Here is a 15,761-nt window from a genome sequence, read left to right as displayed (position 1 = left end):
TGATATTGAATTGTCCTACCAGCCGGTACGGGGGTCGTCAAGGCCGTTCGCGGGTTATAGGGGATTCCGACCGCGACCGACCGGGCGGAGTAGGGGATTTCACCCTTGCGCTGACCGCGGGTAGCTCAGGTCACGGAAAGTAACCGTTGATATTCGGACCGTTGTCACCTAAGTTGGCATCATTGGAGGCAACTCGGCAGGCATAGTGGTCGCCAGTGCGGCCCTGTCCGCGGTTAGGCCGAATAAGTGACGGTCCGCGCGATACTGCGCCGAACGCGCCAATGGTGGCCGCCGAAACGCCGAGTCGACTGGGCGGTTCGGCGCGGTCCGGGCGGGTGCGCGGCAGGCGGGCCGTCGGTCGGCTCCGAATACCCCGGTACCCCGTCGGCCCGATCGAAGGTGAGCGATGGCTGTCCGATCTCTGCGCGCACCCCGTCCGCGGCACGCCCGCATCCTCGGTCTCGGCGCCTACCGGCCGAGCCGGGTGGTGACGAACGCGGAGCTGTGCGGGCGCGTCGACTCCACCGACGAGTGGATCGTCGAGCGCTGCGGAATCCGGGAACGCCGGTTCGCCGCCGACGACGAGACATTGTTGACCATGGCGGTCGAGGCCGCCGGAAAGGCGTGCGGGCAGGCGGGGATCGAACCGGACCGAATCGGCTGCGTGGTCGTGGCGTCCATGTCGAACCTGGTGCAAACGCCGCCGCTGGCCATCGCGGTCGCGCACGAACTCGGCGCGCGAACCGCGGGCGGATTCGACCTCTCCGCGGCGTGCGCCGGTTTCTGCCACGCGCTGGGCGTGGTCAACGACATGGTGAGCACGGGCGCGGAGGACTACGTGCTCGTCATCGGCGTCGAGCGGATGACCGACATCGTGGACCCGGCCGACCGCAACGTCGCGATCCTGTTCGCCGACGGCGCGGGCGCGATGCTGATCGGGCCCGCCGACGAACCGGGGATCAGCCCGGCGGTCCGCGGTGCCGACGGACGCGCCGGCGACGCGCTGGCGATGACCACGTCCTGGGGCGCGTTCCGCCGCGACCCCGGCCTGACCAGGCCCAACCTGACGATGGACGGCCAGCGCGTGTTCCGGTGGGCGATCACCGAGATGGTCCCCGCGAGCAGACGGGTGCTCGCCGCCGCCGGGGTGGACGTGCACGACCTGGCCGCGTTCGTGCCGCACCAGGCGAACCTGCGCATGATCGACCTGATGGCGAAGAAGCTCGGCCTCGCCGACGGGGTGGCGATCGCGCGCGACGTGGTCACCGCAGGCAACACCTCCGCGGCCTCCATCCCGCTCGCCCTCGACCAGCTCGTGAGCAGCGGCGCGGTGGCGGCGGGCGGGCTGGCGCTGCTGGTCGGTTTCGGGGCGGGCCTCAACTACGCCGGCCAGGTCGTGCGCGTCCCCTGACCCCGCCCAAGGTCGCCGTCGCCGTGGTGCTCGGCGGGCTGGAGCACGCTCGCACTGCTGCTACCTGCTCGCCTGCCTTGCGGTGCCGATCGGCCACGGCGCCTCCGTGTGGTTCACCCAGGAGATCCCCGAGCAGGTGTAGCGGCCGGGTCGTCGTCGCCGAGTCGGGCCGCGGCCGGGCCGGATGCTCGGCAGGCAGCCCGCGCAGCGCGCGACGTTGCCACTGTGGATGGCGCCGACGACCGCGACGGGGTCCTCGGTGCTGATGGTCGTCATGGCACCGCCTTCTCCGTCGCCGTCGAGTGTCGGTCAGCCGAGCAGGTCCTGCCAGGTGCGGGTGTCGACCACGGTGGACTGCGCCTGCCGCTGACCGCGCGCGTCGAGCAGAACCTGGGCGGCGCGGGCGAAGTCGCCGCTGTCGCCGACCCGCACGGTGCGTACCAGGTGTGGCCACTCGCCCGCGCCGAGCAGCCCGCGCTCGTCGGCGGCGCGGCTGGCGTAGCACGGCTCGTAGCCCACGTTGGTGCGCACCGCGAACTGCCGGACGGCCGCCACGGTGCCCGGCCCGAACACCCCGTCGGTCGGTACCTTCGCCCCGTGCGCCCGCAGGAGGTGTTGCGCGGCAAGGACTTGCGCGCCCGTGCTGGCCGGGCCGAGCAGCGGCCAGGTTGCCTCCTCGACGACCGCCCTGCCCAGCGACTGGCCGACCGCGCGGCGCAACTCCGGCAGCCTGCGGTAGAGCACGTTGCCCGGGCAGGCGGTGCTGTTGAAGTCGCGGTGCCCCTTGATCCGCGACGGCGCGAGGTCGTACTGCTTCGCGATGTAGGTCACCAGCTTGACCAGCGACGACCACAGCGCGGCGGGCACCTGGGCGGAGGTGTAGGTGCCCTCGTTCTCGATCCCGATGACCTCGGAGTTGCGGCCGAGCACGTTCGCGCCGACGACGTGGGTCCGGCCGCCGTGGATCGCGGGCACGCTGCCCCGGCGCCCCTCCATGACGTAGCCGCCGCGGCTGTTGGTGAGCTGCTGTCCGCTGTCGGCCCAGCCGTTGCTGTCCATGTGGTAGTTCTGGATGCTCCGCGCGACCGCGAACGCGTGCGCCTTGGACCGGTCGCTGCTGTTCGGGCCGTCGGTGTGGTGCACCACGATGTAGGCGGGCTTGCGGTTGAGCACCGTGATCGTGCCGTTCGCGGGCCGGGCGCCCCAGGTCGTCTTGCGGTACATCGTCGGCGCGGCGGCGGCCTCGGCTGCATCGCTCTCCGGGGCCAGCGGCACGGTTGTCAGCACCCCGGCGGTACCGACCACGCTGACGGCGAGCCCGGTGCGGATCACGGTGCGGCGGTTGACAGTCAAGGCGACTCCCTTGGCGGCGGGATCGGGCGGACCCGGCCGACGCTAGGGAGTGGACAAGATCAAGAGCACGGAGTATGCACGATCTGCACACGGCTCGGCACGCTCAGGCAACGGGTCTCCGTCCGCCCGCTCGGCGGTCGCCTTTCGGCTTCTGGTCCGGTGTTCGCCGAGGTTCGCGCGGCATTACGCCGATCAGTGGTGGTGCACCGACTCCACCGTGTAGAGCACCGGTTCGGCCGACCCGAGCTGTCCGGCGGCGGACATGTGCTCCTGGCACACCGGGTCGGTGAGCATGGCCTGGAACGCCTCGACGCTCGCCCATTGCGCGTAGTTGACCACGTGCGTGCCGTCGAGGCTGGCGTGGATGTTCGCCGCGACGAATCCCGGCCGGTGGCGCATCACGTCCTCGGTGGCGCGCGCCAGGAGGTCGACCAGTTCGCGCTGGCGGTCGGGGGTGACGGTGAAGCAGTTGATGAGGGTGGTGACGTCGGCGTCGACGTCGATCACGGTCGGCACGGTGCTCTCCTTCATGTCAGGTTCCTTACAGCGTCCAGTATGTGTACGGTACCTGACATGAGTCAAGCGCCGACCGAGACTCGGCCCGGATATCTGGTCAAACGCGTCCAGCAGTTGCTGCGCCAGGCGTGCGACGAGGAGCTGCGTCCGACCGGGCTTTCGCTGTCCCAGTACGCCGTCCTGCGCGCGCTGGCCGACCGTCCCGGCGCGTCGTCCGCTGAACTCGCGCGGTTGTGTTTCGTGACCAGACAGTCGCTTCAGGACGTCCTCAGTGGACTCCGGGCAGGCGGCCTGGTGGCCGTGGCCGACCGGCCGAGCGCGGGTCGAGCCCGCCCGGTCACGCTCACCCCGGCGGGCCGATCCGGCCTGCGCGCGGCCGCCCGCGCGGTCGACCGGGTCGAGCGGCGCATGGTCGCCGACCTCACGCCGCGCGATCAGCGGCGGCTGACCGATCTGCTGGGCGCTTGCGCCGCGAACCTCGTCTGATCACCAGGAAGGCGAGTGCGGCCACGCACAGGTACACCGGGACCAGGAGAACCGCTTCGGGGCCTGCCTCGGCGGACCAGCCCGCGCCGCGTTCGTCGCCGAACAGGGCTATGCGGTTGACGGTGAGCACTGTCAGATGAGTGCCGACCGAGGTCCACAGCGAGGCCGACGCCGTGGCCGTCCTGGCCGCGATCAGCGTCAGGCCGAACACGACAAGCAGGATCAGGTAGGACAGCGGGTCTTCCCCGCGCGGGACGAAGCCGATCGGCGACGGGGTGATCGCGGCGTGCACCACCATGGAACCGCCGGGTACCAGCAGGAACAGGGCGGTGGTGACCAGGGTGGCGACCGCGGCCCGATGTCGTTCGCGCAGCGCGGTCCAGGCGTAGCCGCGCAGGGCGAGTTCCTCGGGGAGCGCTTCGAGCCGCACCGCCGTGAGGCCGTTGACGAGCACGAAGGCCGCCAGCGCGGCGAGATCCGGCGTCGTCCACCGGAGCAGGCCCGCCGCCGTTCCCGCGGCGAACACCGCCGCCGCGCTGCCGAGGGTCACGGTGACGCCGAGCAGGAACCCAACAGTGCTCTCCCGATTCCCGTCATGGCTGCTCCTGGTCGGCGAAGAGTCGGGACAGGTGGGCGTCCAGCCCGCGCGCGGCGAGGTCGGCGCGCCCGTCTTCCGGTGCGAGCACGGCCTGGGTGACCAGCCCGTCGACCACCGCGAGCAGTACGGCCGCGTGTACGTCGGGGTCGAGGGCCGGGTCGAGGTCACCGGTCGCCTGGGCCTGGCGGAGCAGGCCGGAGAAGCCCGCCCGGAGGTCCCGGTCGATCCTCGTGTTGATCTCCCGCAGCGGCGCGGAGGTCATGGCGGCGGCGGTGAACGCCACCCACACCCGGGCGTCCCGGGCCCGCTCGGCGGTCGAGGGCAGCCACAGCTCCAGCAGTCGCCGCAGCACCATCCGCGGCGGACCCGAGGTGTCCAGGTCGGCGGCACGGCCCTCGACACCCTCGCTGACGTGCTCGAACGCCGCCGCGACCAGCTCGTCCTTGCTGCGGAAGTAGTACTGGACCTGGGCGAGCGACACCCCGGCCGCCGCGGCGACCGAACGCATGCTGACCGCGGTGATGCCGCCATCGGCGACGACCTCGACGACGGCGTCGAGCAGGTGTGCGCCCCGCTTGGCCGGTGCGGTCACCGGCTGTCGCGCGGCTTCGGCCACGCCATCCACGCCAGGGTGCCCACGACCTCCAGAGCGCCGATGACTTCCACACGTTCGGGTGATTGCGGGTTGACGATCTGACGTTTTGTGGTTTGAATGTCAACATGTCAGTACGAAGTCATCGGCGCCCCGAGGAGTGCATGTGGATGTGACGGTCAACGGCACAGTGCACACCGTGTCCGCCGATCCAGACGAGTCCGCGGTCGGTCTGCTCCGGGACGGCCTCGGCCTCACCGGCGCCAAACTGGTCTGCGGCGCGGGCGTGTGCGGCGCCTGCACGGTGCAGGTCGACGGCACCCCCAAGGTGAGCTGCCTGCTGCCGTGCGCGGCGCTCGAAGGGCGGTCGGTCACCACCGTCGAGGGCCTCGCGGGCACCCATCCGGTGCAGCGCGCGTTCGCCGCGCACGACGCGCTGCAGTGCGGCTACTGCACGCCCGGCTTCGTCGTGGAGGGCGCCGCGTTCGTCGACCGGTGGCGCGCCGAACGCGGCGACGTCGCGCCCACGCGCGCCGAGATCGCCGACGCGATGTCCGGGCACCTCTGCCGCTGCGGCGCCTACCAGGGCATCTACGCCGCGATCGGCGCCGCGTGCACCGGCGCGCACGACGCCGAGGGGCCCCCGGGCGCCCGGATCGAGGCGATGGCCAAGATCACCGGCCAGGCCAAGTACACCACCGACGTCCGGCTGCCCGGCCAGCTCGACGGGGTGATCGTCCGCTCGGCCGCCGCGCACGCAGTGGTCCGCTCGGTGAAGGTGTCCGACGGCACCACGCTGGTCGACCTGCTGGGCGCGGACCGCACGGTCCGCTACGTCGGCCAGCCCATCGCGGCGGTCACCGGGCCGACGGCGGCCGAGGCCAGGAAGGCCGCCTGCCAGGTGCACGTCGAGTACGACGAGCTGCCCGCGGTGTTCGACACCGCGCGCGCCCGGCAGTCCGACGCGCCGGTGATCTACCCGACGAAGGCCGCGCGCAAGGCGGCCCCGGTGTCCAGCGAGGGCCCGACGATGCCCGCGAAGTGGAACGACAACCTGCGCGGCCCGACCTCGATGAGCTGGCGCGGCGGCGCGGCGGCCAAGCGCGTCGAGCGCGCGCGGGCGAAGGACGACCCGAGGCTGGTATCGGCCACGTTCACCACCGCCGTGCAGGTGCACACCGCCCTGGAGCCGCATTCCTGTGTCGCGCAATGGCTTCCCGATGGCGGCCTGCGGCTGCACGTCTCCACCCAGGCGGTCACCGCGGTCGCCGAAGCCGCCGCCAAGAAGTGGGGGCTAAGCGTCGACCAGGTGCACGTGGCGGCCGAGCACGTCGGCGGCGGCTTCGGCGCCAAGACGTCCATGACGATCGAGATCGTCGCGGCCGTCGAGCTGGCCCGCGCGACCGGCGCCCCGGTCCGGGTCGTGCTCGACCGGTCCGAGGAGCTCGTCGCCACCGGCAACCGGCCGGGCACCCGCACCGAGTTGAGCCTGCTGGCCGACGAGAAGGGCGACCTGGCGGCGCTCACCGTGGACGTGTACGGCGACGGCGGGGTGTCGGTCACCTCCACGGTCGCCACGCTCGCCCGGCTCATGTACGGCACCGCGCCGCGCAGGCTGCGCGACTATGACGTGGTGACGAACCAGGCGCCCGGCGCGCCGTTCCGCGGCCCCGGCGGGCCGCCGATGTCGTGGGCGATGGAGCGGGCCGTCGACGAGATGGCGCTGCGGCTGGGCGAAGACCCGATCGCGCTGCGCCGCCGGTGGGACGGCAACACCAAGCGGCACGCGCTCTACGACTGGGCGGCCGCGCTGCCCGCGTGGACCCAGCGGCCCGCGCCCGGCTCGCAGACCGGCCGCTTCCGCCGCGGTGTCGGCGTGGCCGCCGCCAACTGGCTCTACTTCCTCGACCCGGGGACCAAGGTCGAACTGGTCGTCGAAGGCGGGGTGGTCGTCGCCCGCACGGCAACGCAGGACATGGGCACCGGCATCCGCTCGGTGATCCACGACATCCTGCGCGCCGACCTCGGGCTGCCCGCCGACCGGATCCGCGTCGACGTCGGCCGCACCGGCCCGGCACACGGGCCGATGTCCGGCGGCAGCCGCACCACCCCCTCGGTGGCGCCCGCGGCCCGCGACGCCGCCACCCGGCTGCGCGCCGCGCTCGGGGTTCCCATCGGCTCGGTGGCCGGTCGCCTCGGTGCCGCCGACGGCGTGCGCGTCGTCGGCAAGCGGGTCCGGGACCGCCGCGGCTACGTCACCCCGTTCGCCCTGGACAACCTGGCCATCGGCCGCGGATTCAGCGGCGCGGTGCACGTCACCGAGGTCGAGGTCGACACCCGGCTCGGCAAGGTCCGCGCCACCCGGGTGTGGGGCGGCATCGCCGCGGGCCACATCTACTCCGAGCGGCTGGCCCGCAGCCAGTGCGAGGGCTCGATCATCCAGGGCGTCGGCTTCGCGCTCTACGAGCAGCGCCACGTCGACCCGGCGACCGGCATCGTGCTGACCGACAACCTGGAGGACTACCGCATCCCCGGCATCGGGGACACCCCGGAGATCGACGTCCACTTCCACCAGGACGGTTGGGGCCACGTCACCGGCGGCGGCGTCGGCATCGGCGAACTGGCCACCCTGGGCGTGGCCGCGTCGGTCGGCAACGCGGTCCGCGCCGCCACCGGCTGGTCTCCGCTCGACCTCCCCATCCGGCCGGACCGGCTGCTCGAAGGGATTCGCGCATGAGCCTCGATTCTGTAGTTGCCGCCGTGGGCCGTGGCGGTGAGCTGCGCGCGGGCGGGACCGACGTCACCGCTCGCCAGCACACCGGCCGCGCCACCGGACCGTTCGTGGACCTGGGCGGGGTGCCCGGGATGCGCGGCATGGGACGGCTCCCGGACGGGTCGACGCGGATCGCGGCGATGACCACCGTCGCCGAGATCGCCGCCGATCCCGGGCTGCGCGCGGGCTATCCGGCGCTCACCGCGACCGCGGGCGGGCTGGCTACACCGCAGATCCGCGCCGCGGGCACGCTCGGTGGCAACCTGTTGCAGCGCAACCGCTGCTGGTACTACCGCAACCCGCGGTTCTCCTGCTTCCAGACCGGCGGTGACGGCTGCCCGGCCCGCGAGGGGGCGCACCTGTACTCCGCGGTGATCGACCAGGGGCCGTGCGTCGCGCCGCACCCGTCGTCGATCGCGGTGGCGCTGCTGGCCTACGACGGTGCCCGGGTCGAGGTGCACGGCCGCGGCAGGCTGCCCGTCGCCCAGCTCTACGGGGACGGTTCCGACCCCACCCGCGACCACCTGCTCGGCCCGGCCGACGTGCTGCTGGCCGTCGAGCTGCCCGCGCCGATCGCGGGGGAGCGGGCCGCTTACCACCGGGCGATCGGCCGCGCCGAGGCGGAATGGCCGCTGGTCGAGGCGGTGGCCCGGCTCGTGGTGGACGCCGACTCCGGGGTCATCGCCGCCGCGGCGGTGGCGGTCGGTGGCGTTGCTCACACCCCGCTGCGGCTGCCCGAGGTGGAGTCCGCGTTGATCGGGGAGGTCGCCAACCCCGCCACGCTGCGGGCCGCCGCCGAGAAGTCGACCCTGCGGTGCGCGCCACTGCCGCAGACCGGCTACAAGGTCGCCCTCCTGCGCGACACCGTGTTGGAGGTCCTGGAACGCGCGGCAGGCGTCTCGTGCGATATTCCTCGACATGCCCGACGAGCCGATTGACCGGATCCTGGACGCGGCGTATGCCTGCTTCGCCCGGCACGGGGTGCGCCGGACCACGATGGACGACATCGCCGCCGCGGCGGCGATGTCGAGGCCCGCGGTCTACCAGTACGTACGGAACAAGGACGACGCGTTCCGCAGGCTGGGGACCAGGCTCTTCGACGGCGCCGTCGCGCAGGCCGTCGCCGCCGTGGCGGCGGACGCCTCCCTCGCCGACCGGTTGCACGCGGTGCTGGCCGCCAAACTGGAGCTGACCCTCAAGTTATGGCGCGACAGCCCGCACGCCGCCGAACTGCTCGACGCCGGCGCGCGGCTGTCGGGCGGACTCGTCGAAGACTTCACCGCCGCGATCCTGGACCTGCTCACCAACACCATCGAAGCCGCCGCCGCCCGCGGCGAAGTCGACCTGCACGGCACCGACGCGAGCGAGATCGCCCATGTCACCCTGTCGCTGATCTACGGCCTGGAGGTGGACATCGCCCACCCCGACCGCCTCCGCCACCGCCTACGCCTCGGCGTCAACCTCCTGGTCGGCGGCCTCGCCAAACACTGACGCCCCCGACCGCCGCTGGGTCCAGAACACACGCTGGGGTGCGAGGGCCGGTCGGGGAAGGCGGCCCGACGAAAGCCCAGGTGGTGTCGGAGTGGTCGTCGGCGTTCTAGGGTCAGCTCGTGGACCTGCCCGTGATGCCGCCGGTGAAGCCGATGCTGGCCAAGGCCGTGCACGAGGTGCCGCGCCTGCCGGGCCTGGTGTACGAGCCCAAGTGGGACGGTTTCCGCTGCATCGTGTTCCGCGACGGCGACGAGGTGGAGTTGGGCTCGCGCAACGACCGACCGCTGACCCGGTACTTCCCCGAGCTGGTCGAGCTGCTGATCGAGAAGTTGCCACGGCGGTGCGTTGTGGACGGTGAGATCGTCGTCGTCACGGGGGCGGGGTTGGACTTCGCGACGCTGCAGAATCGGTTGCATCCGGCGGCTTCGCGGGTGCGGAAGCTGGCGGCGGAGACCCCGGCGGGTTTCGTGGCCTTCGACCTGCTCGCGCTGGACGACCGCGACCTCACCGCCGAGCCGTTCAGCGAGCGGCGGCGGCTGCTGGCTAGCGTCCTCGGCGACACCGGGGGCTCGGCGGCGAGGCAGCTTCACCTCACTCCGCTGACCGACAACCCCGACGTCGCGCAGGACTGGTTCACCCGGTTCGAGGGCGCCGGGTTCGACGGGGTGATGGCCAAACCCGCCGATCTGCCCTACCTGCAGGACAAGCGGGTCATGTGGAAGGTGAAACACGAGCGCACGGCCGACTGCGTGGTGGCGGGCTTCCGTTGGCACAAGGACGGTGTGGGCGTCGGCTCGCTGCTGCTTGGCCTGTTCGACGGCGACGGCGTGCTGCACCACGTCGGCGTGGCCAGCAGCTTCACCGTCGCCCGGCGCGCGGAGCTGGTCGCGGAATTGGCGCCGCTGCGGGAAAACGCGCTCGACGGGCATCCCTGGCGGGCCTGGGCGCAGGCGTGGGCCGACGCTGGTGGCCGGATGACCGGCGGGCAGAGCCGCTGGAACTCCACAAAGGACTTGTCGTGGGAGCCGCTGCGACCGGAGACGGTCGCCGAGGTGCGTTACGAACACGTGCTGGGCGGCCGGTTCCGGCACGGCGGCAGACTGGTGCGGTTCCGGCCGGACCGCACGCCGGAGTCGTGCACCTACGCCCAACTCGACGCGGTGGCGCCCGCCGAGTTGGCCGCGCTGTTCGGCGAACGGACGAACCCGTGAGCGAACCAGTGTCACCGGGCGACCTGACGATCGACGTGGCCGGGACCGAGGTCACGATCACGCACCCCGACAAGGTGTTCTTCGCCGAGCGCGGGGAGACCAAGCTCGACCTGGTCCGGTACTACCTGGCTGTCGCCGAGCCGTTCCTGGCCGCGGTGGGCGGCAGGCCGCTGCTGCTGGAGCGCTACCCGGATGGCGCGAGCGGCAAGTCGTGGTTCCAGAAGCGGGCGCCCAAGTCGGCGCCGTCGTGGCTCACGACCGCCGAGGTGGTGACGCCCAACGGCACGACCAGCAACGCGCTCGTGGCGACCGACCTGGCGCACATCCTGTGGGCGGTGAACCTGGGCTGTATCGGCTTCCACGTCTGGCCGTTCCACGCCGCCGCCCCGCAGGTCGCCGACGAGCTGCGGATCGACCTCGACCCGTCGCCCGGAGTGGGGTTCGCGCAGGTGCGCGAGGTGGCGGCGCTGACCAGGGACCTGCTCGCCGAGGTGGGCATCGAGGCGCGCGTGAAGACCTCGGGCGCACGCGGCCTGCACGTGTACGCGCGGCTGCTGCCGCGGTGGGACAGCTACGAGGTGCGGGCAGCCGCGGTCGCGCTGGCCCGCGCGCTGGAGCGCCGCCACCCCGACCTCGTCACCGCCCGGTGGTGGAAGGAGGAACGCGGCGCGCGCGTGTTCGTCGACTTCAACCAGAACGCTCCACACAAGACGGTGTTCGGCGCGTGGTGCGTGCGGCCGCGGGTCGGCGCGCAGGTGTCGACGCCGATCGGCTGGGACGAGCTGGACACGGTCGACCCCGACAGCCTCACGATCGCGACCGTGCCCGCCCGGCTGGCCGAGCGCGGCGACCCGTGGGCGGGGATCGCCGAGCGCCCCCAGGCGCTCGATCCGCTGCTCGACTGGTCCCGCCGCGACCTGGCGGGCGGCCTGATGGACGCGCCGTGGCCGCCGGTGTATCCCAAGCAGCCCAACGAGCCCCCGCGCGTCGCGCCGAGCAGGGCGCGCAAGGACTGAGCTACGGCTTGGGAACCAGGTGGAAGATCTCGCTGTAGGCGATGTCCAGCGCGGTCCGGCTCCGCAGTTCCCAGACGGAGTCCTCGAACAGATCCACCCACTGCTCGATGGTCGGGACGCGCTGGCCCATGACCGCGTGCGTCAGCTCGAACCCCGAGGTGAAGATCGGCGGGTCGGGCGTGACCGACGCCGAGTGGTAGGTGTCGCTGAGCAGGAAGTCGCGGGCCCGCGGCAGCCGAACGCGGATCTGGTCCAGCGTCGCGAGGCAGTCCTCCCGCGGCCAGAAGTCGTGGCCGAGGAAGAACGACAGCACGGTGTCGACGTGCGCGTACTCCGGGCGTTCGCGCAACTTGCGGACGTCGTCCTGGACGATCTCGACCCGGTCGGACAGGTTCGCGGCGGCGACCGCGGCGCGGGCGACGTCGACCGCGCCGGAGTCGACCTCGACGCCGATGAACCGCTTGGTGGGATACCGGCCCGCCAACTGGATGATGCGGTTGGCACTTCCGCAGCCGAGGTCGGCCAGCACCTCGAAATCGAGGCCCGCGATCAGGTCGTTGACGATCGGGCAGACGAAATGCGCGCCGTAGTCCTTGCCCGCTTGGGCGATGGCGCGCCCATTGCGCGCGCCGAAAACGCCCGCACGGGCACTGTTGTGCGCGAGTTCGCCGACCCGGCTCAGCATGTCGCCGTAGCCGCGGACCAGCCACAGAAAATAGCCTTTGTTGAGCCAGATGTCGTCGAACTCGGCGCCCTTGGTGATGATCAGCGGCTCCGCCTGTACGACCGAGAGAATCTGCTCGCGGGCCAGCGCCTCCCACACCCCCCGCAGCACATAGCTGTCTAAATCACCCGCGGCCGCGAATTCCTCGATGTCCACTTTAAGGTCTTGGTGCACGGCATCGAGCAGGCCGGTCTGCACAGCGGCGCAGACAGCGGAGGACGTCGCGTAGGCGTTGTAGAGTGATGCGGCGAGCATGTGCGGACCTCTTATCCTGGGACAATTGCGTTGGCGCGGATCATCGTTCGGCACCCCAGTCAGGCGACGGGGCTGAGTTCGTCCCGGCGAGCCAGCAGGTCGGCGATTTCGTGCCGCAGGGTGACCATCTCGCCGCGGGTGCCGATCGAGATTCGGATATGGCCGGGCAGGCCCATGCCGGTCGTGTCGCGCACGTGGTATCCGCAGGCGAGCAACGCCGCCGCGACCTCGCTGCTGTCCTCGCCGAATTCGACGAGCAGGAAGTTCGCATTCGAGGGAACGCAGTTCAGGCCGAGCGCGGTCAGTTCCCGGCCGAACCACTCGCGGATCTCGACGGTCAGCTTCGTCGTGCGCCGGACGAAGTCCTGGTCGGCCAGCGCGGCGACGGCGGCGGTCTGGGCGAGCCGGTTGACGTTGTAGGGCAGCGCCCGGCGCAGGTGACCGATCTGGGCGACGAGCTGCGGTGGGCCGATGACGTAGCCGACTCGGAGCCCGGCGAGGCCGTACGCCTTCGAGAAGGTCCGCAGCACGCAGACAGACGCGTCCCCGGCGACCAGGGGAAGTGCGGAGGCGAATTCCGCGCCCGCGTACTCCGCGTAGGCCTCGTCGACGATCAGCGTCGAGCCACCCCGGGCCGCGGCGGCGAGGAACTCCAGTTCGGCTCCGGTGAGCACCGTCCCGGTCGGATTGTGCGGATTGCACACGAACGCGAATCCGGCCCCGTTGTCGAGCTGTGCCGCGATTTCGGCGACCGGCAGCCGATAGCCGTCGAGCGGACAGGTGGTGGCTGTTTCCCGCATCGCGGAAATGCTCGCGTGATAGCTCTGGAATGTCGCGTCGGTGACCAGGCCGGGATGGGTTGATCTTCGCAGTGCCATGACCAGGAGCAGAATGATCTCGTCGACGCCGTTTCCAACACTGACCTGATCGCCGCCGACTCCGTGATGTTCGGCGATAGCGTCGACCAGTGCCCGCGCGGTGCCGTCGGGATATCGGTTGATGTTCGGGAGTTCGCGAACCAGGGCCGCGTGCACCGCGGCACTCGCGCCATAGGGATTCTCACTCGCGTGGAGTCGGACCGGCGGGTCGGATTCGACCGCGGCGGGAACCGCCGAAAGCGGACTGGCGCCAAGTCCTGTCACCGGTGGTCTCCTTGTCGCCTCGCGGCTGCTCGACTCACGGCAGCGGGAGTGGATGGCTCAGAGTATTTCGCAGACCATGTCCCGGCCGACAGAGCGAAATTCATGGATCTGCCGTGAAAAGTTCCTGGTCAGACGAATTCTTGCTGAATTTGCGCATTGTCGGCCGGTCGGGCGGCGGCGGGCAACTCGCGAATGTGCGGAATTCTGGACAAGAGCAGCGGCAGTACGGACAAAACGGTCCCGATTCCCGCGATCCACAGCCCCGCGCGCAGGCCGGCGAACCCGCCGATGAAGCCGCCCGCGAGCGCGCCCAGCGTCTGCGGACTCCACATGAGCGTGCGCATGCCCGCGTTCATCCGCCCCATCAGCTCCGGCGGGGTGACGGTCTGGCGCAGGCTGATGCTCGCGGTGTTGGAGATCGCCGAGCCCGCGCGCATGATGAAGAACCCGACGGTCACCACCACGGCGGTGACCACCTTGGAGCCCGACGCGGCCGCGATCAGCAGCGGGCCGCATACCCCCACCAGGTCCGCGACCACGTAGACCACGCCGAATGGCAGATGCTTGACCAGCGTGGACGCGACGCCCGCGCCCAGCACGCCGCCGATGGCGCCCAGCGACATGACCAGGCCGATGAGCCCCGCGTCGAACTCCAGCACCCGCACCGCGTAGACGACGAACAGTGCTTCGAGGAAGACGTAGAAGAAGTTGTAGAGGCCGCCGCTCAGCACGATCACCCGGAGGTAGGGCTGACGCACCACGAAGGTGAGCCCGTCCATGATCTCCCGGCCGACATGCCTCCCGGTCGCGTTGGGCACGTGCTCGGGCACGCGGATGGACCACAGCGACACCACCGACACCAGGTACGACACCGAGTTCACGATCAGCGCGAACGGCGCGGTGAGGACCTGGACCAGCAGGCCGCCCAGACCGGGGCCAGCCGACTCGGCGGCCGACCAACTCGCGGTGACGCGGCCGTTGGCGGCCATCAGGTGCTCGGGGGCAACGATGACCGGGACATAGGACTGCCAGCAGACGTCGAACAGGACGGTGCAGACGCCGACGCCGAAAGTGATCACGAACAAAGCGGTCAGGGTAAGGAGATCGAGCACGGCGAGTACCGGGACCAGTCCGATGAGGACACCCCGGATGAGGTTCGCCGCGATCATCAACGGCCGCTTGGGACGCCGGTCGACCAGCACGCCGAGCGGCATCGCCACCACCAGATAGGGCAAGTAGGTGACGAACCAGAGCAAGCCCAGTTCCTCTGGGCCGGCGTCGAGGACGAGCACGGCGGTCAGCGGCAGCGCCAAGGCGGTGACCCGGACACCGAACAGGGACACTGTCTCACCGAACCAGAACTTGGCGAAGTTCTTGTTGCGCATGAGACCTGCCGGGTCGGTCACGGCTACGCCGCCGCCGCCACGGGCAGTGGCTCAGCGCGCACCCGGAACTCGCGGGCGGTGGCCTCGATGGCCGCCTCGACCGCCGCGCTGGTGGGGCCGCGGAACCGGAACCGACCGCCGACGTGCTCGTAGTAGGCGTCCGCGTTCGGCAGCACGTCCCCGGGCCGGAGCAGGTCTTCGGCGTAGAGGCACGGCACCCGGCCGACCATCGGGGTGGCCTCCAGGATGCGGCACGGGCGCCGGGCGGGTGCCGGGGCGAGCAGTTCGCCCGTGATCTCCCCGCCGCGGTCGAACGGGAGCACCGGCTGCGGACGTTGCCCGATGGCGATCTGGAACGCGGCCGCCATGAGGTCGTAGCCGTGCACCTCGCGCCACAGGAAGGGAATCTCGCCGCCGCCGACCCGGGCGCCGACTTCGAGGAACGCGCAGCGGTCGCCGTCGACGAACAGTTCCAAGTGGACGACCACCGGCTGGTTGGACAGCGCGCGCAGGGCGCGTTCGGCGAACGCGCCGACGCGGTCGAGGATCTCGGGGTCGTCCTCCTGTACCCCGCCGAGCACCGAACCGGACCGGAAGTCCACACAGGACTGCAGGTAGCGGGACGCGGTCCAGATGTCGAGTCTGGTTCCGTCGAAGACGCCGTCGACGTAGTAGATCCGACCCGGGTGGAACGCCTGGACCATGGCGTTGGCGGGCATCTGGATGTCGGTGGGGCGGTGGGCGATGACGACGCCCGCGCTGGAGCTTTCGGCTCGGGGTTTGATGACGATGGGCCAGCCGTGGTGTT

General features: G+C 71.3%; 16 protein-coding genes. 7 read left to right on the top strand and 9 right to left on the bottom strand.

The window, feature by feature from the left end; genetic code table 11:
- Window positions 1-406: 406 nt before the first annotated feature.
- The gene (locus ACT4N7_RS25710) at window positions 407-1,411 is read left to right on the top strand and encodes a beta-ketoacyl-ACP synthase III (protein WP_444831425.1); all 1,005 of its coding nucleotides are present in this window, start codon (window positions 407-409) and stop codon (window positions 1,409-1,411) included.
- A 60-nt stretch (window positions 1,412-1,471) separates the two neighbouring features.
- On the opposite strand, the gene ACT4N7_RS25705 is transcribed toward ACT4N7_RS25710, so the two are convergent.
- The 3 genes from ACT4N7_RS25705 to ACT4N7_RS25695 all read right to left on the bottom strand — a co-directional run bounded on the left by ACT4N7_RS25705 (window position 1,472) and on the right by ACT4N7_RS25695 (window position 3,295).
- Window positions 1,472-1,687, bottom strand: coding sequence for a hypothetical protein (locus ACT4N7_RS25705; RefSeq protein ID WP_444831424.1), 216 nt, complete (start codon window positions 1,685-1,687; stop codon window positions 1,472-1,474).
- Window positions 1,688-1,720: 33 nt separating this feature from the next.
- Window positions 1,721-2,764, bottom strand: coding sequence for a peptidoglycan recognition protein family protein (locus ACT4N7_RS25700; protein ID WP_444831423.1), 1,044 nt, complete (start codon window positions 2,762-2,764; stop codon window positions 1,721-1,723).
- Between the two features lie 192 nt (window positions 2,765-2,956).
- Entirely contained in the window at window positions 2,957-3,295 is a 339-nt protein-coding gene (locus ACT4N7_RS25695) for an antibiotic biosynthesis monooxygenase family protein (protein ID WP_444831422.1), read from the bottom strand.
- A gap of 42 nt (window positions 3,296-3,337) precedes the next feature.
- Between ACT4N7_RS25695 and ACT4N7_RS25690 the strand changes: the two genes are divergently transcribed.
- Window positions 3,338-3,766, top strand: coding sequence for a MarR family winged helix-turn-helix transcriptional regulator (locus ACT4N7_RS25690; RefSeq protein WP_444831421.1), 429 nt, complete (start codon window positions 3,338-3,340; stop codon window positions 3,764-3,766).
- Here the strand turns inward: ACT4N7_RS25690 and ACT4N7_RS25685 are convergent.
- Both ACT4N7_RS25685 and ACT4N7_RS25680 read right to left on the bottom strand, forming a co-directional pair.
- Window positions 3,702-4,316: a CPBP family glutamic-type intramembrane protease gene (locus tag ACT4N7_RS25685; RefSeq protein ID WP_444831420.1), complete on the bottom strand. Its 615-nt coding sequence runs from the start codon at window positions 4,314-4,316 to the stop codon at window positions 3,702-3,704. The genes ACT4N7_RS25690 and ACT4N7_RS25685 overlap by 65 nt on opposite strands.
- 43 nt (window positions 4,317-4,359) lie before the next feature.
- Entirely contained in the window at window positions 4,360-4,980 is a 621-nt protein-coding gene (locus ACT4N7_RS25680; protein WP_444831419.1) for a TetR/AcrR family transcriptional regulator, read from the bottom strand.
- Window positions 4,981-5,122: 142 nt separating this feature from the next.
- On the opposite strand from ACT4N7_RS25680, the gene ACT4N7_RS25675 reads away from it, so the two are divergent.
- The 5 genes from ACT4N7_RS25675 (at window position 5,123) to ligD (ending at window position 11,447) form a co-directional block, all read left to right on the top strand.
- Window positions 5,123-7,693, top strand: a complete 2,571-nt coding sequence (locus ACT4N7_RS25675; protein WP_444831418.1) for a molybdopterin-dependent oxidoreductase — start codon at window positions 5,123-5,125, stop codon at window positions 7,691-7,693.
- On the top strand, window positions 7,690-8,667 hold the full coding sequence (locus ACT4N7_RS25670; protein ID WP_444831417.1) for an FAD binding domain-containing protein: 978 nt from the start codon (window positions 7,690-7,692) through the stop codon (window positions 8,665-8,667). Before ACT4N7_RS25675 ends, ACT4N7_RS25670 begins: the two co-directional genes overlap by 4 nt.
- Window positions 8,648-9,220 (top strand): TetR/AcrR family transcriptional regulator, encoded by a 573-nt coding sequence (locus ACT4N7_RS25665; protein WP_444831416.1) that lies wholly within the window; start codon window positions 8,648-8,650, stop codon window positions 9,218-9,220. The genes ACT4N7_RS25670 and ACT4N7_RS25665 overlap by 20 nt, the downstream gene beginning before the upstream one ends.
- A gap of 119 nt (window positions 9,221-9,339) precedes the next feature.
- A complete protein-coding gene (locus ACT4N7_RS25660) occupies window positions 9,340-10,431 on the top strand; it encodes an ATP-dependent DNA ligase (RefSeq protein ID WP_444831415.1) in 1,092 nt (363 codons plus the stop codon).
- The gene (gene ligD / locus ACT4N7_RS25655; protein WP_444831414.1) at window positions 10,428-11,447 is read left to right on the top strand and encodes a non-homologous end-joining DNA ligase; all 1,020 of its coding nucleotides are present in this window, start codon (window positions 10,428-10,430) and stop codon (window positions 11,445-11,447) included. Before ACT4N7_RS25660 ends, ligD begins: the two co-directional genes overlap by 4 nt.
- A 1-nt stretch (window position 11,448) precedes the next feature.
- On the opposite strand, the gene ACT4N7_RS25650 is transcribed toward ligD, so the two are convergent.
- The 4 genes from ACT4N7_RS25650 to ACT4N7_RS25635 all read right to left on the bottom strand — a co-directional run.
- Window positions 11,449-12,426 (bottom strand): methyltransferase domain-containing protein, encoded by a 978-nt coding sequence (locus tag ACT4N7_RS25650; protein WP_444831413.1) that lies wholly within the window; start codon window positions 12,424-12,426, stop codon window positions 11,449-11,451.
- A gap of 59 nt (window positions 12,427-12,485) precedes the next feature.
- Window positions 12,486-13,568, bottom strand: coding sequence for a pyridoxal phosphate-dependent aminotransferase (locus ACT4N7_RS25645; protein WP_444831412.1), 1,083 nt, complete (start codon window positions 13,566-13,568; stop codon window positions 12,486-12,488).
- Window positions 13,569-13,696: 128 nt separating this feature from the next.
- On the bottom strand, window positions 13,697-14,974 hold the full coding sequence (locus ACT4N7_RS25640; RefSeq protein ID WP_444831411.1) for an MFS transporter: 1,278 nt from the start codon (window positions 14,972-14,974) through the stop codon (window positions 13,697-13,699).
- Between the two features lie 2 nt (window positions 14,975-14,976).
- Window positions 14,977-15,761 (bottom strand): ATP-grasp domain-containing protein (locus ACT4N7_RS25635; protein WP_444831410.1); only part of this gene is annotated, 785 nt, incomplete at its 5' end.

The sequence above is a fragment of the Actinokineospora sp. genome (genome assembly GCF_052390155.1).
GTDB lineage: Bacteria > Actinomycetota > Actinomycetes > Mycobacteriales > Pseudonocardiaceae > Actinokineospora.
This window is presented reverse-complemented; position numbering and strand designations above follow the sequence as displayed.